Origin of the sequence: Marinobacter sp. ATCH36, assembly GCF_023555055.1 — a bacterium.
Lineage (GTDB): Bacteria > Pseudomonadota > Gammaproteobacteria > Pseudomonadales > Oleiphilaceae > Marinobacter.
On record NZ_JAMJPL010000005.1, the window covers coordinates 85,123 to 106,542 of the forward strand.

Annotated in this window: 21 protein-coding genes; 15 read left to right on the forward strand and 6 right to left on the reverse strand. The window is 56.5% G+C overall.

The genetic code is table 11. From position 1 onward, the window contains the following. Nucleotides 1-3 precede the first annotated feature (3 nt). The gene (gene oadA, locus M8010_RS15160; protein ID WP_250093176.1) at nucleotides 4-1,806 is read left to right on the forward strand and encodes a sodium-extruding oxaloacetate decarboxylase subunit alpha; all 1,803 of its coding nucleotides are present in this window, start codon (nucleotides 4-6) and stop codon (nucleotides 1,804-1,806) included. Between the two features lie 13 nt (nucleotides 1,807-1,819). Beyond that, nucleotides 1,820-3,142: a sodium ion-translocating decarboxylase subunit beta gene (locus tag M8010_RS15165; protein WP_250093182.1), complete on the forward strand. Its 1,323-nt coding sequence runs from the start codon at nucleotides 1,820-1,822 to the stop codon at nucleotides 3,140-3,142. Nucleotides 3,143-3,188: 46 nt separating this feature from the next. Here the strand turns inward: M8010_RS15165 and M8010_RS15170 are convergent, their stop codons facing one another. The 3 genes from M8010_RS15170 to imuA are packed head-to-tail and all read right to left on the reverse strand — an operon-like array spanning nucleotide 3,189 to nucleotide 8,424. After that, the gene (locus tag M8010_RS15170; protein WP_250093188.1) at nucleotides 3,189-6,308 is read right to left on the reverse strand and encodes an error-prone DNA polymerase; all 3,120 of its coding nucleotides are present in this window, start codon (nucleotides 6,306-6,308) and stop codon (nucleotides 3,189-3,191) included. Beyond that, nucleotides 6,308-7,726 carry a Y-family DNA polymerase gene (locus M8010_RS15175; protein ID WP_250093194.1) on the reverse strand — a complete coding sequence of 473 codons (1,419 nt, stop codon included), beginning with the start codon at nucleotides 7,724-7,726 and terminating at the stop codon, nucleotides 6,308-6,310. The genes M8010_RS15170 and M8010_RS15175 overlap by 1 nt, the downstream gene beginning before the upstream one ends. 8 nt (nucleotides 7,727-7,734) lie before the next feature. Beyond that, nucleotides 7,735-8,424, reverse strand: a complete 690-nt coding sequence (imuA, locus tag M8010_RS15180; protein ID WP_250093200.1) for a translesion DNA synthesis-associated protein ImuA — start codon at nucleotides 8,422-8,424, stop codon at nucleotides 7,735-7,737. 126 nt (nucleotides 8,425-8,550) lie between these two features. On the opposite strand from imuA, the gene M8010_RS15185 reads away from it, so the two are divergent. Beyond that, complete coding sequence (locus M8010_RS15185; RefSeq protein ID WP_250093206.1) at nucleotides 8,551-8,898, forward strand: 4a-hydroxytetrahydrobiopterin dehydratase; 348 nt, start codon at nucleotides 8,551-8,553, stop codon at nucleotides 8,896-8,898. 57 nt (nucleotides 8,899-8,955) lie between these two features. Then, nucleotides 8,956-9,231: a YrhK family protein gene (locus M8010_RS15190; protein WP_250093210.1), complete on the forward strand. Its 276-nt coding sequence runs from the start codon at nucleotides 8,956-8,958 to the stop codon at nucleotides 9,229-9,231. 200 nt (nucleotides 9,232-9,431) lie between these two features. On the opposite strand, the gene M8010_RS15195 is transcribed toward M8010_RS15190, so the two are convergent. Beyond that, nucleotides 9,432-9,791, reverse strand: a complete 360-nt coding sequence (locus M8010_RS15195) for a reverse transcriptase domain-containing protein (protein ID WP_250093219.1) — start codon at nucleotides 9,789-9,791, stop codon at nucleotides 9,432-9,434. 258 nt (nucleotides 9,792-10,049) lie between these two features. On the opposite strand from M8010_RS15195, the gene M8010_RS15200 reads away from it, so the two are divergent. The 10 genes from M8010_RS15200 to M8010_RS15245 all read left to right on the forward strand — a co-directional run bounded on the left by M8010_RS15200 (nucleotide 10,050) and on the right by M8010_RS15245 (nucleotide 18,325). Continuing rightward, nucleotides 10,050-10,292 carry a type II toxin-antitoxin system Phd/YefM family antitoxin gene (locus tag M8010_RS15200; protein WP_058092928.1) on the forward strand — a complete coding sequence of 81 codons (243 nt, stop codon included), beginning with the start codon at nucleotides 10,050-10,052 and terminating at the stop codon, nucleotides 10,290-10,292. Further along, nucleotides 10,289-10,552, forward strand: a complete 264-nt coding sequence (locus M8010_RS15205) for a Txe/YoeB family addiction module toxin (protein ID WP_250093232.1) — start codon at nucleotides 10,289-10,291, stop codon at nucleotides 10,550-10,552. Before M8010_RS15200 ends, M8010_RS15205 begins: the two co-directional genes overlap by 4 nt. A gap of 123 nt (nucleotides 10,553-10,675) precedes the next feature. Continuing rightward, entirely contained in the window at nucleotides 10,676-11,332 is a 657-nt protein-coding gene (locus M8010_RS15210; protein WP_250093239.1) for a serine hydrolase, read from the forward strand. Between the two features lie 398 nt (nucleotides 11,333-11,730). Next, nucleotides 11,731-12,129 (forward strand): GFA family protein, encoded by a 399-nt coding sequence (locus M8010_RS15215; protein WP_250093244.1) that lies wholly within the window; start codon nucleotides 11,731-11,733, stop codon nucleotides 12,127-12,129. Nucleotides 12,130-12,287: 158 nt separating this feature from the next. Then, nucleotides 12,288-12,773 (forward strand): P-loop NTPase family protein, encoded by a 486-nt coding sequence (locus M8010_RS15220; protein WP_250093245.1) that lies wholly within the window; start codon nucleotides 12,288-12,290, stop codon nucleotides 12,771-12,773. A 143-nt stretch (nucleotides 12,774-12,916) separates the two neighbouring features. Further along, nucleotides 12,917-15,094, forward strand: coding sequence for an OsmC domain/YcaO domain-containing protein (locus tag M8010_RS15225; RefSeq protein ID WP_250093253.1), 2,178 nt, complete (start codon nucleotides 12,917-12,919; stop codon nucleotides 15,092-15,094). Between the two features lie 25 nt (nucleotides 15,095-15,119). Then, a complete protein-coding gene (locus M8010_RS15230; protein ID WP_250093255.1) occupies nucleotides 15,120-15,449 on the forward strand; it encodes a hypothetical protein in 330 nt (109 codons plus the stop codon). 31 nt (nucleotides 15,450-15,480) lie between these two features. Beyond that, nucleotides 15,481-16,359, forward strand: coding sequence for a glutathione-dependent disulfide-bond oxidoreductase (yghU, locus tag M8010_RS15235; protein ID WP_250093268.1), 879 nt, complete (start codon nucleotides 15,481-15,483; stop codon nucleotides 16,357-16,359). Then, complete coding sequence (locus tag M8010_RS15240) at nucleotides 16,359-17,942, forward strand: PQQ-dependent sugar dehydrogenase (protein WP_250093270.1); 1,584 nt, start codon at nucleotides 16,359-16,361, stop codon at nucleotides 17,940-17,942. Before yghU ends, M8010_RS15240 begins: the two co-directional genes overlap by 1 nt. A gap of 11 nt (nucleotides 17,943-17,953) precedes the next feature. After that, nucleotides 17,954-18,325, forward strand: coding sequence for a YidH family protein (locus tag M8010_RS15245; protein WP_250093271.1), 372 nt, complete (start codon nucleotides 17,954-17,956; stop codon nucleotides 18,323-18,325). Nucleotides 18,326-18,331: 6 nt separating this feature from the next. Here the strand turns inward: M8010_RS15245 and M8010_RS15250 are convergent, their stop codons facing one another. After that, nucleotides 18,332-18,580 carry a thiamine-binding protein gene (locus M8010_RS15250; protein ID WP_250093274.1) on the reverse strand — a complete coding sequence of 83 codons (249 nt, stop codon included), beginning with the start codon at nucleotides 18,578-18,580 and terminating at the stop codon, nucleotides 18,332-18,334. A 13-nt stretch (nucleotides 18,581-18,593) separates the two neighbouring features. Further along, a complete protein-coding gene (gene ggt / locus M8010_RS15255) occupies nucleotides 18,594-20,357 on the reverse strand; it encodes a gamma-glutamyltransferase (protein ID WP_250093291.1) in 1,764 nt (587 codons plus the stop codon). Nucleotides 20,358-20,465: 108 nt separating this feature from the next. On the opposite strand from ggt, the gene purU reads away from it, so the two are divergent. Then, a complete protein-coding gene (gene purU, locus M8010_RS15260) occupies nucleotides 20,466-21,320 on the forward strand; it encodes a formyltetrahydrofolate deformylase (RefSeq protein WP_250093297.1) in 855 nt (284 codons plus the stop codon). The last annotated feature ends 100 nt before the right edge of the window (nucleotides 21,321-21,420 follow it).

Sequence of the window (21,420 nt, forward strand, 5' to 3'; positions counted from 1 at the left end):
ACGATGACTGACACAAAGAAACCGCTGGGGATTACGGACGTTATTCTGCGTGACGCCCACCAGTCCCTGCTGGCCACCCGCATGCGGCTTGACGATATGCTGCCCATTGCCGAGAAGCTGGATCAAGTAGGCTTCTGGTCTCTGGAATCCTGGGGTGGAGCTACCTTTGATTCCTGCATCCGCTATCTGGGCGAGGATCCGTGGGAGCGCATTCGTGAGCTGAAGAAAGCCATGCCCAATACCCAGCAGCAAATGCTTCTGCGGGGTCAGAACCTGTTGGGTTACCGTCACTACGCGGATGATGTGGTGGACCGTTTCTGTGAACGTGCCGCCGACAATGGCGTTGACGTGTTCCGTATTTTTGATGCGATGAACGATCCCCGTAACCTGGATCGTGCCATTAAGGCCGTTCGCAAGACTGGCAAGCATGCCCAGGGCACTATCGCCTACACTACCAGCCCGGTGCACACCATCGAGATGTGGGTAGAGCTGGCGAAAGAAGTCGCCGACATGGGTGCGGACTCCATCGCTATCAAAGACATGGCGGGTATTCTCAAGCCCTATGTGGCTTTTGATCTGGTCAGCCGTCTGAAGAAAGAACTGGATATTCCGATTCACATGCAGTGCCACGCAACCACTGGCATGTCCACTGCCACCGCCATCAAGGCAGCGGAAGCCGGTATCGATAACGTGGATACCGCCATTTCCTCAATGAGTATGACCTATGGTCATTCGCCCACCGAAGCGGTGGTGGCGATTCTTGAAGGAACCGAGCGTGACACCGGTCTCGATCTGAACCTGCTTGAGGAGATTGCCAGTTACTTCCGTGAAGTCCGTAAGAAGTACGCGAGATTTGAAGGCAGCCTCAGAGGTACTGATTCCCGCATCCTGATTGCCCAGGTACCGGGTGGCATGCTGACCAACATGGAAAACCAGCTGAAAGAGCAGAACGCGGCCGACAAATTCGACCAGGTTCTGGATGAGATTCCCAAGGTGCGTGAAGATCTGGGCTTCATCCCGCTGGTAACACCAACCTCCCAGATTGTTGGTACCCAGGCAGTACTGAACGTTCTGACCGGAGAGCGCTATAAATCGATCTCCAAGGAAACCGCAGCAATCCTGAAGGGCGAGTACGGTGCTGCCCCGGCGGCTATGAACAAGGAGCTGCAGGACCGTGTTCTGGACGGAAAAGAGCCCGTTACCTGCCGCCCGGCTGACCTGATTGAGCCGGAAATGGACAAACTGACCGACGAGCTCCGGGAAATTGCCAAGGAAAAGAACATAAAGCTGGCTGAGCAGGAAGTGGACGACGTTCTCACTTACGCCCTGTTCCCGCAGATTGGTCTGAAGTTCCTTGAAAACCGTGGTAACCCGGACGCCTTCGAGCCGGTCCCCACCAAGGAAGACGCCGCTGCAGCATCGGTTCCCGCCAAGAAAGGTGGCGCTGAAACCTACACCGTAGAGGTAAACGGTAAGGAATACGTGGTGGCTGTCAGTGAAGGCGGCGAGATCAGCCAAATCGAAGGCAAGGACGGCTCCGGCGCATCGGCGCCTGCGGCTTCCTCGCCCGCTCCAGCTGCTCCTGCTGGCGGTGGTGACCCTGTTCCGGCGCCGTTGGGCGGCAATATCTTCAAGGTACTGGTTTCCCCGGGTGACGCTGTTGAAGAGGGTGATGTACTGATCATCCTCGAGGCCATGAAAATGGAAACCGAGGTGCGCGCACCCAAGGCCGGTACTATCGGCGAAGTCTTCATCAAGGTCGGTGATGCCGTCTCCGTTGATGATGAAATGCTGACAATCGCATAAGGGCCAGCATTCCATGGAAAAATTACTGACGTTGTGGACGGGCAGTGGCCTGTTCAATATAGAGCCGGGCCAGGTGGTGATGATCCTCATCGGCCTGGGGCTTCTGTATCTTGCGGTTCGCAAGAAGTTTGAGCCATTGCTGCTGGTGCCGATTGGCTTCGGTGGTATTCTGGCAAACATTCCGGAGGCGGGGCTTGCCCTGTCTGCGGCGGAAAATGCCTTGCACTTTGCCAAGCCTCAGGTTCTGGCGGCGCTGGCGGGTGTGCTGGACGTGTCTTATCAAGCTGGCCAGGCGGTAACGCCGGAGGTCAAGGAAGCGTTCAAGGCGGCGTATAACGACGCCAGTTACGCCACCATCAGCATGGCCAATGCGGTTGCCCAGGATAACGGCTACGGCAACGGCATGCTCTACAACTTCTACACCATTGTGATTGGTAGCACTGTTGGTCCGCTGCTGATCTTCATGGGTGTGGGTGCGATGACGGACTTCGGCCCGCTGCTGGCAAACCCGAAGACACTGCTGCTGGGCGCTGCCGCTCAGTTCGGTATTTTCGGTACCGTGCTGGGTGCTGCATTGCTGGACTGGCTGGGCATCCTTGATTTCACCATCCTGGAAGCAGCTGCCATTGGTATTATCGGTGGTGCGGACGGCCCCACGTCCATCTATGTGTCCAGCGTATTGGCGCCTCACCTGATTGGTGCAATCGCGGTTTCAGCGTATGCTTACATGGCGCTGGTGCCAATGATTCAGCCGCCGATTATGAAGGCGTTGACGTCGCAGAAAGAGCGGGCCATCAAGATGACCCAACTGCGTCCGGTGACGAAGAAAGAGAAAATTGTCTTTCCTATCGTGGTGCTGGTCGCTGTTGCCCTGTTCCTTCCGGATGCGGCTCCGCTGCTGGGTATGTTCTGCTTCGGTAACCTGATGCGGGAGTGTGGCGTGGTCGAGCGACTGAGCGACACCGCTCAGAACGCGCTGATCAATATCGTGACCATCTTCCTGGGGCTGTCCGTCGGTTCCAAGCTGATGGCAGACAGTTTCCTGGACGCTCAGACATTGGGCATCCTGGGGCTGGGTATTGTGGCCTTCGGCGTTGGCACGGCCTGTGGTGTTCTGATGGCAAAGCTGATGAATACGTTCGTCAAAGAACCCATCAACCCACTGATCGGTTCCGCCGGTGTATCCGCGGTGCCGATGGCAGCACGGGTGTCCAACAAGGTCGGCCTTGAGGCCAACCCGCATAACTTCCTGCTGATGCACGCCATGGGCCCGAACGTGGCCGGTGTTATCGGCTCTGCGGTGGCCGCAGGTGTAATGATCAAGCTTCTGGGCTGATCGTTCTCTGCAGTGCCAAATGAACCCCGTCACACGGCGGGGTTTTTTAATGAAAATCCCGCGAACTGACGGGTAAGGCCTCAATCAAATGGCTTAAATCCGACAACCTCCCCGCCATCACGTGAACAATATCACCCTCTCTTTCCAGCACTCCCTTCACATGTAACAACCGCGCCGTTATCAGCGGCTTGCGCTGCCGCCGTGCCGTCTCCAGCCAGACCACCACGTTCACATTACCGGTTTCGTCTTCCAGGGTGACAAAGGTAACCCCGGAGGCAGAGCCGGGTCGCTGGCGGCCGGTGACCAGGCCGGCAACCTGGACGGGGATTCCGGCTTTGGTGGTTTTGAGCTGTTCGGCGCTGAGGCAGAATTTGAGATGGCCCTGCTCCCGGAGTAAAGCCAGAGGATGGCGTTGCAGGGTGAGGCCCTGACTGGCGTAGTCGGCCAGTACATTCTGGCCTTCGGTGGGCTCAGGGAGGTGGGCGCAAGGTTCCGGCTGGTAGCTGGCTGGCACTTCTTCAGCAAAGAGTTCCGTGGGCTGTTCATGGTCGAGCAGTTGCCAGTAAGCCTGATGGCGATTAGCGGTGAAGTCCGGCATGGCATTGGCGCCTGCAAGAAGCTCCATATCCCGCTGGTTCAGGCCGGCCAGGTGTCGCAGTTCGCCAGCGGAGCGGTAACCTTCTGGAGGACGATACTGACAAAGTCTTTCGCCCCCGCTGCTGGACAGGCCCTGTATCAGCCTCAGGCCCAGGCGTAGGTGGCGTTCAGGGCCAGTTAGGGTGTGGTCCCACTGACTATGATTCACATCCGGAGGCAGCACCGTGACGTTATGGCGTCGGGCATCCTGAACCAGTTGGGATGGTGAATAGAACCCCATGGGCTGGCTGTTGAGCAGGGCGCAGTAGAAGGCGGCCGGGTGGTGACGCTTGATCCAGGAAGAGACATACACCAGCAATGCAAAGCTGGCAGCATGGGATTCCGGGAAGCCGTAACCGCCGAAACCGCAGATCTGCAGATACAGCCGTTCGGCAAAATCAGTATCGTGCCCCCGCTCCAGCATGCCGTTCACGAGCTTGTCCCGGAAGGGAGTCAGATCACCGTGGGACTTCCAGGCGGCCATGGCACGGCGGAGCTGGTCGGCTTCACCGGCGGAGAAACCGGCGGCCACCATGGCGAGTTTGATGACCTGTTCCTGAAAGATAGGCACCCCCAGGGTACGCTCAAGAACTTTCCGCACGGCGTCGTTAGGGTAGTCGACCGGTTCCAGGCCATGCTTGCGGCGCAGGTAAGGGTGCACCATATCGCCCTGGATGGGGCCAGGGCGCACGATGGCAACTTCGATCACCAGGTCATAATAGGTGCTTGGCTTCAGGCGTGGCAGCATATTGATCTGGGCGCGGGACTCCACCTGGAAAACACCAATGCTGTCGCCTTTCTGAAGCATGGCGTAGGTGGCCGGGTCTTCCTGGGGAACGTCCTGGATAGTGAAGGGTGCGCCTTTTTCTTCGCTGATCAGCGCCAGTGCCTTGCGGATGGCGGTCAGCATGCCCAGAGCCAGCACGTCCACCTTCATCAGGCCCAGGCTTTCCAGGTCGTCCTTGTCCCACTGGATCACCGTACGGTCCGCCATGGCGGCGTTCTCAACCGGTACCAGTTCGGCCAGCGGGCCAGCGCTGATCACAAAACCGCCTACATGCTGGGACAGGTGGCGGGGAAAGCCGAGCAGGGTATTCACCAGGGTAAAGAACTGGTCGGCCACCTTGGGGTTGCGGGTGAGGTGTTTGTCGAGAATCTGCTGGCGCCAGTCGCTGGCCCTGTCCCGCCAGTCGATACCCTCCAGTAATTGCTCCACCATGGCCGGGTCAAAACCCAGGGCCTTACCCACGTCGCGAATGGCGCTGCGTGGCCGGTAACGGATCACAGTGGCAGCCAGGGCGGCCCGTTCGCGGCTGTAGCGCTGGTAGATGTATTGGATAACTTCCTCACGCCGCTCGTGCTCGAAGTCCACATCGATGTCGGGTGGCTCGTTCCTGTCTTTGGAAATGAACCGTTCGAATAGCAGCTCCACCCGTGCTGGATTGACTTCGGTAATGCCCAGGCAATAACACACGGCGGAGTTGGCCGCGGAGCCCCGGCCCTGACAGAGGATGCCCCTGCTGCGGGCAAAGGCGACGATGTCATGGATGGTCAGGAAGTAGTGTTCGTACTTCATCTCCGAGATCAATGCCAGCTCTTTGCGGATGAGACCCTGAACGCTCAGCGGGGTGCCTTCGGGGTAGCGCCGGCGCTCGCCCTCACAGGTCAGCCGTTTCAGGTAGGCTGCTGGTGATTCTTTGTCCGGGACCAGGTCCGGCGGGTATTCATAACGCAGGCTGCCGGGCTCGAAGGTGCATTGCCGGGCAATGGCCAGGGTTTCCCTGAGCCAGGCTTCCGGGTAAAGACGCTGCAAAACCGGCAGTGGCCGCAGATAGCGCTCCCCGTTCTGAAACAGGCAGTGGCCGGCATTCTCCAGGTTGGTATGGTTGCGCAGAGCGGTCAGTACGTCCTGCAGGGGGTGGCGATCCCGGCTGTGCATATGCACCTCGCCGGTGGCCGCGACCGGGCAGCGCAAGTGCTCAGCGAGCCAGCGCACGCGGGCCAGCTGCAGCTCCTCTCCGGCTTCAAGGGTTCGGGCGGCAGCTATCCAAAGACCGGGTTCAAACAGACGCTGTATCCATTCGCCGCAGGCCAGGGCCTGCTCCGCAGTTGTTTCACCGGGAGAGGGAGGCAGCCACAAACACAGGCAATCATCCAGCGTGTGGGTTTCAATATCCCGGAAGAAGAGCCGGTAATGGCCTTTTTCCGCGCGTCGTCGCCCGGTGGTGATCAACTGGCAGAGCTGGCCATACCCTTTGCGGGTACGAGCCAAAAGAATAAAGTGGGGAACAGCGGCCCCTGGAGGAGCGTCTTCAAGCTCAAACCAGCTGCCGGTGATCAGCTTTACCGGGCTTTCTTTCAGTGCGGCCCAGGCCCGGGGGATGCCGGCTACGGAGCAGGCGTCGGTAATTGCCAGGGCGGTGTAGCCCAGTTTGTCTGCCTGTTCTGCCAATTCATGGGGATGTGAGGCTCCGGTCAGGAAGGTGAAATTGCTGAAGCAGAATAATTCCGCGTACGTATCCTTGCTCATCAGCCAAACCACCCGTGTACAAACCAGCCGTCCCGCACATCCCTGAATACCCAGGCAAGCTGGCCGCTGGCCAGTTGTGCAATGTAATAATCCCTGTGTACCCGCTGGCCATCCCACCAGCCACCACTAATCCGTTCCGGCCCCGAAAACCATACGGGCGGGGTTTCGGTAAGCGGTTGTGGGCCTTTAAGCAACCATAAAGGGCGGCGGGGGAGTTGGGTGTAATCCGGCAACCGGTTGTTATGCCCACGCAGCACTTCGGAGGCGGACCAGGCCCTTTCAGGGCGGTGATCTGCCTGTGGGGTTAGCTGCCGCAGGGCATTGTCACCCAACCGCGCCTGCAGGCGGCTGATCAGGGTGTGCCAGGCTTCGTTCAGATCCTGTGTTTCCCCCAGAAGATCCTGGCTAGTGGTTGCTTCCCGCCCCAGGAAACGCTTGACCAGCAGCACCAGCGAGATCACCGGGGCCCTTAGCGGGTGTTGCTCCAACCGCAGCCGTATCAGGTTCAGGAACGCGTCAGCCCGGTGCTCCGGCCCGGACGTGCGAATTCGCAGACGGGTAGGCTCCTGGTGACGATGCTTCAGAACCAGGAGCAGGCTGTCGGTATCCTGCTGACGCCAGCAAAGGTCTTCCTCGAACTCGGAAAGGATGCGCTGAAGCGGAAACAGCAGGCTCTGGGACTGTTCAATTTCCTGCACAAAGTCGGCCTGCTGGCGAAAGTAATGGGGTGGTTGCCAGGGTGTTTGTGGGTCTGCCCGGTTACCCTGGATTTTCTGGGCATGGGCCAGGGTTTCCGGCGACAAACGGCGGGCCAGTTCATTGGGTGGTAGCGCAAGCACTTCACCGAAGGTCTTCAGGCCAATCCGTTGCAGCCGGGTACGGGTTTTGTCATCAAACCCTGCAGCCAACAGCGACATCTGCCCCAGTATGCGCAGGATGTGGCCCTTATCCGCCGTGCATTCGCCCCTGCCCGTGCGGGCAATCAGCCGTGCTGCCAGTGGCGTATGACCGATGGCAACCCAGGCATTAAGCTGTCGCTCGTTCAGGCCTTGTTCCACGGTTTGCCAGACCGCTGACAACCCACCATAAAGCCGCTGCAGACTGCCCACTTCTGCCAGCAGACCATCAGGTGGCACCAGTACGATATGGGCCGCAAAGCGGTACAACCAGCGAGCCTGGTCTTCCAGTATTCGTGCTTCCTGCTGATGGTCCGCCCTTACCATGCCCAGTTCGGGTGCCAGGCTGATGGCGGTTTTCAGGCGCATGCCAGCCTGCACACCCTGGGCCTGAGCTTCCGGGCAGGCCTGGATGACTTTCTGGCCGGACCCTTCCACAACGGCCAGCGCCCCCTGTTGTTCACGGGAGCGGCGAATATGGTCCAGCAGCAGGTGAGGGAAGTGCAGGTACAACCAGAGCATGACGTGCCTTACCCGGCCCGGCCAGACCATGGGCCCTGAACTACCCGGGGCGATTCCCGGAAAGCCAGGTCGGCCCGCTGGTTCATCGCCAGAGAGCAACACTGCCCGGGCCAGCTACCGCGGCGTTTCAGCACATTTACCGTGAGATCCTGCTGGTCTCCGGGAGCCAGTTCCAGGCGCAGTGCTGCCGGGGAGTTCTGTTCGGCGTAGCGGCGTTCACGGAACAGCACGCACACATTGCTGCCGGCTTCAGCCGCCAGTTGTAAGCGCCGTACCTCCCGCGCGACCAGCTTTCCGGGCCAGGCCATCACCAGGCCGGTTACCGGCGAGCGCAGGCAGTTCTCCAGCGTCCACAGGAAGTCGCCTTCGTCTTCAGTGTCAATCAGTATCACCTGGTCCAGATTGACACCCTCCCGCGCGAGGGCAGGTGCGTAGGGCATGTGAGGCGGATTAATCCAGAATACGGTTTTGCCGCTGTGAGACAGCCGTTGCATCAGGGGCAGCAACAGGTGCAATTCACCGATGCCGGGCGTATCCAGCAAACACTCACTCAAGGCACCTTTGGGCCAACCGATACCACCAAGCTGGTTGTCCAGAACCTGGTAACCGGTTGGCTCCGCCGATTGGACCGTGCGGATATGTTGGTGGCCCTGCCAGACGCGTGCATCCTGCATCAGCGTGTTCAGAATCTCGCTCATGGATAGCTCTCAATATACTGTTTAAATATACAGTATTCTGAAAGGCAGGTGATTTCAAGCGCCCGGTTGATAATCTGGCTGAACGAACCCACGCTTGTAGTACAGCCATCAACCATGGAGGTTGAAATGAGTGACTTGAAAGAACACAGCTGTGAAGCCTGCAGCCCGAACGCCCCCAGGGCGACCGAGGAAGAAAAACAGCAGTTACACAAAAATGTTCCGGACTGGGAAATCCTGGACATTAACGACGAAGAGCAACTCCACAGGGTCTACAAACTCAAAAACTTTGTTAAGGCTCTGGAGTTCACCAACAAGATCGGTGACCTGGCGGAAGCCGAAAACCATCACCCCGTGATTGTTCTGGAGTACGGAAAAGTCGCGGTAAGCTGGTGGAGCCATGAAATCGGCGGCCTGCACAAGAACGATTTCATTCTGGCAGCGAGAACCGACGCTGCCTTTAACGACCTGCAATAACCCGAACCGCGGCGGAATTCAATTTCCGCCGCGCTCCTTCCGGAGATCATTAACAGAATGATTGAAGACCGCACCGATAACCCCCTGACTCTGAAACTTGGGCACGAGGAACTGATCATTCGCCGCCGCTACGAGGTGATCAGCATCATCAACGACTTTTTCATTGCTATCTGGTTTCTGGTGGGCAGCATCCTGTTTCTGTTCCCCGAGTACGAGAAAGCAGCAATCTGGCTGTTCATTATCGGCAGCTTTCAGTTCCTGGTTCGCCCGACTATCCGGCTTATCAGCCACATCCATGTTCAAAGAATTCCCGCCAGTAACTGGCAGAGTTAGAAGCCTTCCTTGATTCGAAGGCCTGAGCCATACACCAAGCGCGCCACTAATTGAGATTCATCCCGAAAAACTCCATGAACTTCGTTTTGGCAGGCTTACAACTCTATGAAAAGCATGAAATAGTGCGTAAATAACGATTCTGAATAAACGAACAGGCGCTTAGGATAAGGTTCAAAAATCGACGCCTATCTACAGGCCGGTTATGTTTTGAAAATTGGTAATGGTCTGATAAAAAAAGAAAGTTTGACGGTGACAATATGAGGCAGTGTGAAATAGGCGCGCCTGGAATAGATGTCATTTGTCGTTGACTGACAACCCGGCTCTTGGCGGTGTTGCCGCTCCAGTTCTTTATCCAGTGGGTCGAGCATGATGTTAGCCAGCAGATGCGTCATCAGCAGGTCGTGATTGACCCGGTCGAAGAACTTCGACAGGTCCACATCCACGGTAAAGCGCCTCCCTTCCTTGAGAACACTTTGTACCCGTCGCACCGCCTGGTGCGCGTTCCGGCCCGGACGGACGCCGTAGCTGTCCGCTGAGAATTCCGGGTCGAACAGGGGCACAAATGTCAGAGCGAAAAGGAATTCCCTATCAGAGCTTGATCAACTTATACCTCCGAGACTGTGCGGCCAAGCATAGGGATCTCAAACTTCCGTGGCAGTGATAGTTATCAAGGCCAGGCACGGCGACGCCTTTTTCGTTGCGGCTTCGTCTCCACTACAAAGGCGCGCATGCTGGCAGCGTTATGCAGAACGTTCGTCTTGACGTACGTACCAAAAGGCGTACAATTGATGAAAATCTGAGCACGCAAGAGGTTCGTCATGACTGGAATTACAGCAACTGAGGCGCGCAGTAACCTTTATCGGTTAATTGACGAAACTGCCGAGTCCCACCAACCAATCGTCATTATGGGTAAGAGAAACAAGGCCGTCTTGGTATCCGAGGAGGATTGGTCGGCCATTCAGGAAACACTTTATCTGCTCTCCGTACCAGGTATGCGTGAGTCTATTCGTGAGGGGATGGATACCCCCGTAGATGAATGTGATGAGGAGTTGGACTGGTGACATGGAAGTTGATTTACACCAAGCAAGCCCAGAAAGATGCAAAGAAGTTGGCTTCCAGTGGCCTGAAGCCCAAGGCCCAGGAACTGTTGGCACTGATTTCAGAAGATCCGTATCGGAAACCGCCCCCGTTTGAGAAACTCATTGGTGATCTTGCGGGGGCCTACTCACGCCGGATAAATATTCAGCATCGTCTGGTTTACCAGGTGGTCGACGACGAGCGGATGGTGAAAGTTCTGAGGCTCTGGAGCCACTACGAATAATGCATAACAAGCCGCTGTTGCCGGACAATTTTTCCACCGCTGCGCGGTTCCGAAATTGCCGCAAAGCTCCGCGTTCGCCCTCAATGAAGAGAGCCATGCAATAATCTGCATGGAGGAAACATCATGAAGCGTCCAATTCGTATTTCGCTCTCTTTGCTCGTAGGCTTCCTGATGGTTTTAGGTCTTTTTGCGCAAACCAATGCTCAGTCCAGTCCCTACATGAGCGCCGAGGAATCTGACCCTAAACGGTTAGGCTGGATGACGGGTTTCCCCCCGTCGCCTGGGAAGTTGATTATGCAGCCGGAATCTGATTTCTTTAGCTTTCCAAAGCTGCGATGGACGGTATGCCACATTCGGGAATTGATGCCAACAAAGCAAGTGAATAGAGGGATCGGCCCGACGGTTCCGCTAGATTACGCAATCGATGACAGTATTGACGCCGTGACTTTCACGCCCGCGGGTGCCGGAAAATCGATGACATGGAAGGAGTCACTGTCCGCGAATTATACTGACGGCATTCTCATCCTCCACAAGGGGCGAGTCGTTTATGAGAAATACTTTGGCTGTCTCGACGAGATGGCCAAGCATGCCGCCATGTCGATGACCAAGTCCATTACGGGACTCCTGGCTGAGGTCCTTGTAGTTGAAGGACGGCTCGACGATAAAGTAAAGGTCTCCTCAATCCTCCCGGATCTTAGAGACAGCGCGTTTGGCAGCGCAACGGTGCGTCAAATCATGGACAGGCGCTCCACCAGACTGCTATTACGCTGCGCTCCATAGCGGTAGCCTTTAACGATAAGGAAGCATGATTATGGCCAGTACAGTCCTGGAGTCGACGATCTAATGCCCAAACTGTGGCCACGAGAAAACGGAAACCATGCCTACCGACTCCCGCCAGCATCCTTAACAAGTACGTGGAAGGTCGCTTGCATGGCGGGCGTTAAATGCCGGTGATAGCCAGGTCCAGAATGCACAACGATCTGGTCTCTGAAATGGGAGAGGGAACCAACAGGGCCTTTGAGATGCTTTTCTGGAACGGAGGAAATTTGCGGGGTTAACAGCCCGAGTTTATGCGCATGCAAGCATTTAACCAGTAGCTGTTGTCGGACGTGCCTACTTTGGCGCCCCGGCACGCCGCAACGCCAGAGCATTATCTGAAGGCGCTGAGAGGAAAGTAAATGAAGGGAAGTTGCCTTTGTGGAAGTATCGAGTATGAAGTGGATCGGCTAGATACCCCGATTCAGCACTGCTCTTGCAGAACATGCCAAAAAGCGCATTCCGCGGCCTTTAATACGGGAGCAGGAGTGCTCCACGAGCATTTTCGGTGGACGAAAGGCGTAGATATGCTCAAGGGCTTCGAGTCTTCACCAGGCAAACTGCGCTATTTCTGCTCAAACTGTGGTTCCCAGCTAGTTGCAACAAAAAAGGGAAGTCCTCGTCTGGTTCTGCGCGTGGCGAGTTTGGATGAAGACCCCTTTTGCAGACCCGAGCGCAAGATTTGGAATTCGCACGAAGTGCCGTGGCTGGAATATGGCTCGCATATCCCGGCATATGCCGAGTGGGAACCGGGACATTGAGCAGTCAGATAACAAAGCAATGCACGCGATAATCGCGTGATTGCGACGTTACATAGTGAATCCAGCCCTATCGATGCTCGAAGATTCTGAGTTCATAAAGTTTCTGGGGCCGCTTCGCGCCCTTGCCGCTGGCGATATGCCGAGGAAGGAAAAGCACGGTGAAAACGATACTTCTTGGGAATGCCGGAGCCGGTAAAAGCACTCTCTCAAAGAGATTGATTGCCAAACACCCAGCCGCTCGCCTGTCTCTTGACGAAGTGGCATTTTGCGAGGGGACGCAGAGGCGGCCACTCCAGGATAGCATCGCCGATGTAAGGGTTTTCATCGCCGATCATGAGAGCTGGATAATTGAAGGGTGTTACGCAGACATAATCGAGCCGATCCTGGGCGAGTGCGACGAGCTCATTTTTCTGAACCCGGGAGTTGATGTATGTATCGCCCATTGTCGCGCACGCCCTTGGGAGCCAGAGAAATTCGGCTCAAAAGAAGAACAAGATAAAAATTTGGAAAATCTTATCGAGTGGGTAGCTGCTTACGATACCCGGTCAGATGAGTATGGTCTCCGTCGGCATCGGGTGCTTTACGAGGCTTACAAAGGGAACAAGCGTGAACTCAATCATACGAGTGAGTATGAATCGGTATAACCATCGCAGGCGCGGCACTCGGTGGTAAGTAGGGGCTGGCGTATAATGTGACCGACTGACCAAGACGAAGGGCGGTAAAAACTGGATAATGGCGGCCATTCAAGGTTACGACCTGCAAAATCCTCCAATCCGGATGCTTCGCCATGGAAATCAACGTCAATTTTCTCGACAACCTCAGGCTTGAAGCCAAGTTTGACGATTTCACCGTCGTTACTGATCAGCCCATCCGCTACAAGGGTGATGGGTCGGCGCCCAGCCCCTTTGATTATTTTCTGGCTTCTTCGGCTTTGTGTGCAGCCTATTTTGTGCGCGTTTATTGCCTGGCGCGTGATATACCCACCGAGAACATTCGCCTGTCCCAGAACAATATTGTGGATCCCGAGAATCGCTACAACCAGATTTTCAAAATTCAGGTAGAGCTTCCGGAAGACATCTCCGACAAGGACCGGCAGGGCATTCTGCGGTCCATTGACCGGTGTACGGTCAAGAAGGTGGTGCAAACCGGCCCGACCTTCGAGATTGAACCGGTTGAAAGCCTGGGTGCGGACGCCCAGGCCTTGCTGATGACCAAACCGGAGGGCGGTACCAGCACTTATATCGAGGGCAAGGATCTTCCCCTGGAACAGACGATCGCCAACATGACCCGTATCCTTGAGAATCTGGGCATGAAAATCGAGATCGCTTCCTGGCGCAATATTGTGCCTCACGTGTGGTCTCTGCACATTCGTGACGCCGCCTCACCCATGTGTTTTACCAACGGCAAGGGTGCCACCAAAGAGAGCGCGCTGTGTTCGGCCCTCGGTGAATTCATCGAGCGGCTGAACTGTAACTTCTTCTATAACGATCAGTTTTTCGGGGAAGACATCGCCAACAGCGAGTTTGTGCACTATCCGAACGAAAAGTGGTTCAAGCCCGGCCCTGATGACGAGCTGCCCGAAGGGATTCTGGATGACCACTGTCTGGCTATCTACAACCCGGAAGGGGAGCTGTTCGGCTCCAACCTGATCGATACCAATTCCGGCAAGACCGACCGCGGGATTGTTTCCCTGCCTTTCGTGCGTCAATCGGATGGCAAGGTGGTCTATTTCCCTTCGAACCTGATCGAGAATCTGTACCTCAGCAATGGTATGAGTGCCGGGAATACGCTGCACGAAGCTCAGGTACAGTGCCTGTCGGAAATCTTCGAGCGGGCGGTGAAGAAGCAGATTATCGAAGAAGAGCTTGCGCTGCCGGACGTGCCCCGGACCGTTCTGGAGAAGTATCCTGACATTCTGGAGGGCGTGGAGGCCCTGGAAGCACAGGGCTTTCCGACTCTGGTCAAGGATGCATCCCTGGGTGGCCGCTTCCCGGTGATGTGCGTCACCCTGATGAACCCGAGAACCGGTGGTGTCTTTGCCTCCTTTGGTGCGCATCCCAGCCTGGAAGTCGCACTGGAACGCAGCCTTACGGAACTACTACAGGGTCGCAGTTTCGAAGGCCTGAACGACGTGCCGCCGCCTACGTTCAATAGCCTGGCGGTCACCGAGCCCAATAATTTTGTGGAACACTTTATCGACTCCACCGGTGTTGTGTCCTGGCGCTTCTTCAGTGCCAAATCGGATTACCCGTTCCACGAGTGGGACTTTTCGGGCACCAATGCGGAAGAGGCGGCGTGCCTGTTTACTATCCTCGAAGATATGGGCAAGGAAGCCTATGTGGCCGTCTATGAAGAACTCGGGGCGCCGGTATGTCGTATTCTGGTGCCAGGGTATTCCGAAGTTTACCCTGCGGATGACCTGATCTGGGATAACACCAATAAAGCGCTGGACTACCGGGAGGATATTCTGAATCTCCACTCCCTGAGTGATGATCAGCTGGCGGATCTGGTGGAGCGCCTGGAAGAGAGCCAGATGGATGACTACACAGATATCATTACCCTGATTGGTATCGAATTTGATGAGAATACGGTCTGGGGCCAGCTCACCATCCTGGAACTGAAGCTGCTTATTTACCTGGCCCTGCAACAGCATGAGGAAGCCCTGGAGCGGGTGGAAGCCTTCATGCAGTTCAATGACAACACGGTAGAGCGCAATCTGTTCTACCGGGCGGTAAATGCAGTGCTGGAGATTACCCTTGATGACGAGCTAGAGCTTGATGACTACCTGATCAATCTCCAGCGTATGTTTGGTGAGGAGACCATGAAGGCCGTGGTAGGCTCGGTGAATGGCGATGTTCGATTCCATGGCCTTACCCCGACCAATATGCAGCTGGAAGGGCTGGACAGGCACCTGCGCCTGGTCGAAAGCTATAAAAAGCTGCATGCGGCCCGCGCGGCGGGGTAAAACTCATTCTGTGGAGTAGATTCTTATGAAGAGAACCCTGTTGGTGTCGATTTTCCTGGCCGTGGTCAGCTTCAATGCCTGGGCTGAAGAGGTCGATTACGACAAGCGCAATCTGCATATCTTCTGTGCAAGCCATTTAGCGCTTCTCAGTGACTCGCTCACCGAAAAAGGTGATGACTACAAGGCACTGATGTTCATGTCAGATACCCATGGTGATGAGGCCAGAAAAATGGGCGCGAATGACACACACTTTTCCGATGTAACGGGTTATCTGCAAAAGGTGCGCAACAATAACAAAGGCAAATGGAGCAGGCTGACTTCCCGGAGCAAAGAGGTTTGCCTGCCAAAGTCATGAGGACACCCTGATTCAAGATGAGGATTATTGAATGACCGACGATACCTACACGCCGCCGAAAGTCTGGAAATGGGATGCCGAGAGTGGTGGCGCCTTCTCCAAAATCAACCGGCCAATTGCAGGACCCACTCATGAGAAAGAACTGCCAGTCGGGAAGCACCCGTTCCAGGTGTATTCACTGGCAACTCCCAATGGTGTGAAAGCCACCATCATGTTCGAAGAATTGCTGGAGAAGGGCATCAAGGAAGCGGAATACGATGCCTGGCTGGTTCGCATTACCGAAGGTGAACAGTTTGGCAGCGGATTTGTGAAATCCAATCCCAACTCCAAGATTCCGGCCATGATGGATCATACCCACCAGCCTGCCGTGCGAGTGTTCGAGTCCGGATCCATTCTGCTGTACCTGGCCGAAAAATTTGGCGAATTCCTTCCGAAGGATATCGTAGCCCGCACCGAAACCATGAACTGGTTGTTCTGGCAGATGGGCAGTGCGCCTTTCCTGGGTGGCGGGTTCGGCCACTTTTTCGCCTACGCGCCGGAAAAATACGAGTACCCGATTAACCGGTACACCATGGAAGTGAAGCGCCAGCTGGATGTGCTGGACCGCCAATTGGCCGATAACCGATATATTGCAGGGGATGAATACACCATTGCGGATATGGCGATCTGGCCCTGGTACGGCGCCCTGGTCAAAAACAAGGTGTACGAAGCGGCCGAATTTCTCGAGGCTCACACTTACACGAACGTTGTGCGTTGGGCCGATGAAATAGCAGAGCGCCCGGCGGTCAAACGCGGGTTGATGGTCAACCGAACCTGGGGTGACGAGAGCAAGCAATTGCACGAACGGCACGACGCCAGTGACTTCGAACTGCGCACCCAGGACAAGCTGGAGCCTTCCGGAGAAAAATAATGGCTGCATCGGTCACCTGGTGGAAGGTAGCCCTCGCGTTTGTCGTTGCGCTCGTAGTGGGCTCGGTGCTTGGCAGTCTTGTTCAGACCCAGTTCAACCTTCAGGCGCTGGAAGGCCTGGGGGTTGAAATCAGCATGGCAAAACGGCTGGAAACCAGTGTTCAGGATCTGGTTGGTTTTGCACCTCTGTATGCCATTCTATTCGGCATCAGTTTCCTGTTCTCCCAGGGTGCTGCCTCGCTGGTGGCCAGGCTGGCCGGCGAGTCCGGACGTTTGTGGCTTTACCCGCTCGCTGCGGCAGTGGGGCTTTGGGTGACGTTGTGGTTGGTGGATACTCTGGCTCCTATGCCCACGCTTATTGCTGCCACCCGAGAGGCCGGAGGTTCGATTGCCATGATTGTGACCGCTGCGATTGCCGGCTGGCTGTTTGCGGTGTTGGTTATCCGTCTGGCCCGCCGGAGTAGCGGGGTCTCCGCCATGCCGATCATGGCACTGATGATTGCCGGTGGGCTGGCCCTGCCGGAGTCAGACGCCGTGGCTGATGAGCAGCCAGACTACCAGACCGAAACCCTGGCGGAGGGCCTGGAGCATCCCTGGTCACTGGCGTTCCTGCCAGATGGAAGGATGCTTGTCACCGAGCGACCGGGCCGGTTGCGTCTTCTGACTGCGGAAGGCGAACTGGTACCGCAGCCCCTGGAAGGTGTGCCGGAGGTATTTGCATCTGGCCAGGCCGGTTTGTTTGAGGTGCTTCCCGCCGCTGATTTCGAACAGAGCAGGGCGATTTACCTGAGTTATGCCTGTGGCACTGCAGAGGCCAACCACGCTTGCCTGGCCAGGGGTGAGCTTGACGATAAAGCTCTGAAGAACGTGACCGAGATTTTCCGGGTGCAGCCGTCCAAGAAGGGGAGTGCCCACTATGGCGGGCGCCTGGTATGGCTGCCTGACAACACGCTGGTATTAACCCTGGGGGATGGCTTTGATTACCGGGAGCAGGCCCAGCGGCGGGAAAATCACATTGGCAGTATTGTTCGCCTGAATCCGGACGGTACAGTACCTGAGGATAATCCGTTTGCCGACAGTGACCGGTATCGGGGTGAAATCTACAGCTATGGCCATCGCAATGTGCAGGGGCTGGTCTACGATAAAGAAAAGGATCGTCTTATTGCCCACGAACACGGGCCCCGTGGGGGAGATGAGATAAACGTGATTCGCCCTGGGGCCAATTATGGCTGGCCCATTACCACCCATGGGCTGGATTATACCGGCGCGCGGGTGACCCCGTTCAGTGAGCGGGAGGGCATTGAGCCGCCAATGTTGCACTGGACACCATCCATTGCGCCTTCCGGCATGACCGTTTACGACGGTGATCTGTTCCCCCGGTGGCAGGGCAATTTGCTGGTTGGTGGATTGGTGACCAGGCAAGTGCATCGTGTCAGCCTTGAGAACGGCAGGGCGAACGAGGTCGGTGTTCTGTTTGGTGAGCTCGGCGAGCGCATCCGGGATGTGCGCACCGGTCCCGACGGTGCGGTTTACCTGCTTACCGACAGTGCTGATGGTCGTGTTCTGAAAGTCACGCCAGAGTAGAAAGGAAGCCCATGTCAGACCTGAAAGATCCGAGAGTTCTGTTTGCCGCCGAGCGCACCCTGCTGGCATGGAACCGCACCAGCCTATCCTTTATTGCTTTCGGCTTCCTGATTGAAAGGGCGGGGCTACTGCTGCATGTTCTGGCGCCGGAGAGTGTGGGGGCTGTGAATGCCATGCTGGGGTTCTGGATTGGCATCCTTTTCATTTTGCTGGGGGCTTTTGCTGCGGTGTGGTCTTCGCGTCAGTTCCGGGCCCTGTTGCGCACCCTCAGCCCGGCGGAGTTCCCCACCGGATACGGTTTCCGGTGGGGGCTGGCGGTCAACATGGTGGTGGCGTTTCTGGGGCTTGTGCTGGTGGGTGCACTGTTTATCGGCCGCGGGTAGAGGCGCTTACCGCGGCCTGCGGTCGCCTTCCATGATCTTGGCCACAAACACCGCTTTGCCGTACTCCTCGAATGACCACTTCATGGTATCAGAAAGCACACGCATCACCTCATCGTACTCCCCGAACATCTCCGTGCTCATGCGCCCGGGATAGACCTCCAGGCCACTTTTCTCCAGGCGTTCGATAAGTGCCCGGATGGGCGGCTTATAATCATCGGCGAGCGGATAGCAGCTCAATTGCACTGATAGATACATAAAACCTCCCGGGTCAGTAACCCATGGCTGATGATGTGCTGCGGCGGGGGTCTGCGCCGCCATACAGTGTTCTGTCGGTGTCGATCAGTATGCTCTGGATGGCACCCATGGCGCTACCAGTCACCACCTTATGGCCCTTTTTCTCCAATAGCTCCACGGTGTCAGGGCTGATTCCCTGCTCGATGCGGATTTCGTCCGGCAACCACTGATGGTGAATCCTTGGCGCACTGACCGCAGACTGTATGTTCATATTGTGGTCAATCACATTGAGGAGCACCTGCAAGGTGGTTGTGATGATCCGCGAGCCACCAGGGCTGCCGGTAACGAGGTAGTTGCGGCCATCGCGCCGGACGATGGTCGGCGACATGGAGCTCAGCATGCGCTTGCCGGGTTCCACCTTATTGGCTTCACCGCCGATGAGTCCATAGGCGTTGGGCTCACCAGGCTTGGCGCTGAAATCATCCATTTCATTGTTCAGCAGGAATCCTGCCCCAGTCACCGTAATGCCGGAGCCATAACTGAAATTGATGGTGTAGGTGTTGGAAACGGCGTTGCCCCAGCGGTCGACAATGGAGAAGTGGGTGGTTTCCGGGCTTTCAAAGGCGCCTGGGTTGCCTGCGCGGATGTCGGATGACGGCCGCGCCTTGTCCGGGTCGATGGTTTCGCGTAAAGCCTCTCCGTAGGCCTTGCTGGTCAGGCCCTTCAGGGGCACATCCACGAAGTCGGTATCGCCCAGGAACACGGCACGGTCGGCATAGGCCAGTTTCATGGCTTCTGCCAAGTGATGAATGCTGGCGGCGGAATTGTGGCCGTAATCGGCGAGCGGATAGCCCTCCAGGATATTGAGGATCTGCACGATATGGGTACCACCGGAGGAGGGCGGTGACATGGAATAAATGTCGTGGCCACGGTACCTGCCATGAACCGGCTGGCGCACCTGGGGCTGATAGTTTTTCAGGTCACTCAGGGTAATCAGGCCGTCGTGGCGCTCCATTTCCTCCACAATCAGTTGTGCGGTTCGGCCTTCATAGAAACCCTCGGTGCCCTGATCGGCAATGCGCTGGAGGGTGTCTGCGAGTTCTGGTTGCCGGAAACGTTCGCCCGGTTGCCAGGCGTTCCCGTCATTTTTGTAGAAAGTGCTCAGCGTGGCGGGCCAGCGTTGCAGTCGTTCACGAGCCTGCTCCAGGCCTTCGGTGAATCGGGCGGGTACTGTAAAACCATCCCGGGCCAGTTTTATCGCTGGTGCCAGTGCCTGTTTCAGGGGCAGGGTGCCGTGCCTCTCCAGCGCCAGAGCAAGGCCGGCGACGGTGCCGGGCACCCCGGCAGCCTTATGGGTGAAGCGGCTGCGGTTCTGTACCACATTGCCGTCTTCATCCTGGAACATCGTTTCCATGGCAGCAGCAGGCGCTTTTTCCCGGTAGTCGATGGCTTCGACGGCATCACCGTTACCGGGCGCATAGAGCATGAATCCGCCCCCGCCGATATTGCCCGAGCGGGGTTGAGTAACTGCCAGGGCAAAACCGGCCGTTACCGCCGCATCCATCGCGTTACCGCCTTTCTCAAGAACCTCCAGTGCCACTTGAGTTGCCAGTGTATGGCTGGTGGCGACCATTCCGTTCATGCCTTTGACCGGGTGGTGGCGTTCGCCCTCAAGAATGGCGTCGGCCACCGCTGGTTGTAGTGGCAAGAGTAATGCAATGGTAATGATCAGGTTCTTAGCCAGTGAATAGCCCGGCTCGGCTTTTCTGTTACCTACCTGTAGGGGGTGTCTATCCATGTCAGTGCGCCTCGTTTCTGATGCTCAGATAGGCTATCATAGCCGGTCATTTTTAGGGGTGTGAACCTGCACGCCCGCTTTCCCGGATCAGATTAAGGAAAGGCTTCCATGGAGCATACCTATCGTCTTGTGATTTCCTGCCCGGACCGGGTGGGAATCGTTGCCAAGGTCAGTAATTTCCTGTCGACCTATAATGGCTGGATTACCGAGGCGAGCCACCACTCGGATACCCAGGCAGGCCGGTTTTTCATGCGGCATGAAATCAAGGCCGACTCCATTCCGTTCGGCCTTGAGCAGTTTCGCATTGCCTTTGAGCCTATTGCCCGCGAGTTCGATATGGACTGGCACATCGCTGACTCGGCGCGGCCCAAGAAAGTGATCCTGATGTGCAGCAAGGAATCCCACTGTGTGGCGGACCTGCTTCATCGCTGGCACAGCAGGGAGATCAATGCCGAGATTGTTGCCGTCATCTCCAACCACGAAGATCTCAGGCGCATGGTGGAATGGCACGAAATACCCTATCACTATATTCCCGTGGACAAGAGCAACCGTGACGAAGCCTTTGGTGAGGTTGAGGGTCTGATCGAGGGCTATGAGGCGGACGTCGTTGTTCTGGCGCGGTACATGCAGGTACTGCCCGCCAGCCTTTGCGAAAAATACGCCGGCCAGGTCATCAATATTCACCACAGCTTTCTGCCATCGTTCGCGGGTGCAAGGCCATATCATCAGGCATACAGCCGGGGTGTGAAGCTGATAGGTGCCACCTGCCACTACGTGACCCAGGATCTGGATGAAGGCCCCATTATCGAGCAGGATGTGATCCGCATCAGCCACAGTGACTCGATCGAAGATATGGTGCGCCTGGGCAAGGATGTTGAGAAAAATGCCCTGTCCCGCGGGTTGAGAGCGCACATTGAAGACCGCGTGATCACCTACGAAAACAAGACTGTGGTTTTTGACTGACGGACACTGCCACATACCCCGCTAAAGGGTTGAATGTGGTAGTATTGGCCGCTTATTAAAGAATAACTATGGGGTGCTCTGAAGGGCCCTGAAACGACTT

Excerpts from the sequence above, each read along its gene's own strand:
- M8010_RS15190 (WP_250093210.1), top strand. The coding sequence starts at position 8,956 with ATGATTGAAGACCGCACCGATAACCCCCTGACTCTGAAACTTGGGCAC.
- M8010_RS15200 (WP_058092928.1), top strand. The coding sequence starts at position 10,050 with ATGACTGGAATTACAGCAACTGAGGCGCGCAGTAACCTTTATCGGTTA.
- M8010_RS15165 (WP_250093182.1), top strand. The coding sequence starts at position 1,820 with ATGGAAAAATTACTGACGTTGTGGACGGGCAGTGGCCTGTTCAATATA.
- M8010_RS15225 (WP_250093253.1), top strand. The coding sequence starts at position 12,917 with ATGGAAATCAACGTCAATTTTCTCGACAACCTCAGGCTTGAAGCCAAG.
- oadA (WP_250093176.1), top strand. The coding sequence starts at position 4 with ATGACTGACACAAAGAAACCGCTGGGGATTACGGACGTTATTCTGCGT.
- M8010_RS15250 (WP_250093274.1), bottom strand. The coding sequence starts at position 18,580 with ATGTATCTATCAGTGCAATTGAGCTGCTATCCGCTCGCCGATGATTAT.
- ggt (WP_250093291.1), bottom strand. The coding sequence starts at position 20,357 with ATGGATAGACACCCCCTACAGGTAGGTAACAGAAAAGCCGAGCCGGGC.
- M8010_RS15210 (WP_250093239.1), top strand. The coding sequence starts at position 10,676 with ATGAAGCGTCCAATTCGTATTTCGCTCTCTTTGCTCGTAGGCTTCCTG.
- M8010_RS15240 (WP_250093270.1), top strand. The coding sequence starts at position 16,359 with ATGGCTGCATCGGTCACCTGGTGGAAGGTAGCCCTCGCGTTTGTCGTT.
- M8010_RS15175 (WP_250093194.1), bottom strand. The coding sequence starts at position 7,726 with ATGCTCTGGTTGTACCTGCACTTCCCTCACCTGCTGCTGGACCATATT.
- M8010_RS15215 (WP_250093244.1), top strand. The coding sequence starts at position 11,731 with ATGAAGGGAAGTTGCCTTTGTGGAAGTATCGAGTATGAAGTGGATCGG.
- M8010_RS15245 (WP_250093271.1), top strand. The coding sequence starts at position 17,954 with ATGTCAGACCTGAAAGATCCGAGAGTTCTGTTTGCCGCCGAGCGCACC.
- M8010_RS15230 (WP_250093255.1), top strand. The coding sequence starts at position 15,120 with ATGAAGAGAACCCTGTTGGTGTCGATTTTCCTGGCCGTGGTCAGCTTC.
- M8010_RS15185 (WP_250093206.1), top strand. The coding sequence starts at position 8,551 with ATGAGTGACTTGAAAGAACACAGCTGTGAAGCCTGCAGCCCGAACGCC.
- M8010_RS15170 (WP_250093188.1), bottom strand. The coding sequence starts at position 6,308 with ATGAGCAAGGATACGTACGCGGAATTATTCTGCTTCAGCAATTTCACC.
- yghU (WP_250093268.1), top strand. The coding sequence starts at position 15,481 with ATGACCGACGATACCTACACGCCGCCGAAAGTCTGGAAATGGGATGCC.
- purU (WP_250093297.1), top strand. The coding sequence starts at position 20,466 with ATGGAGCATACCTATCGTCTTGTGATTTCCTGCCCGGACCGGGTGGGA.
- imuA (WP_250093200.1), bottom strand. The coding sequence starts at position 8,424 with ATGAGCGAGATTCTGAACACGCTGATGCAGGATGCACGCGTCTGGCAG.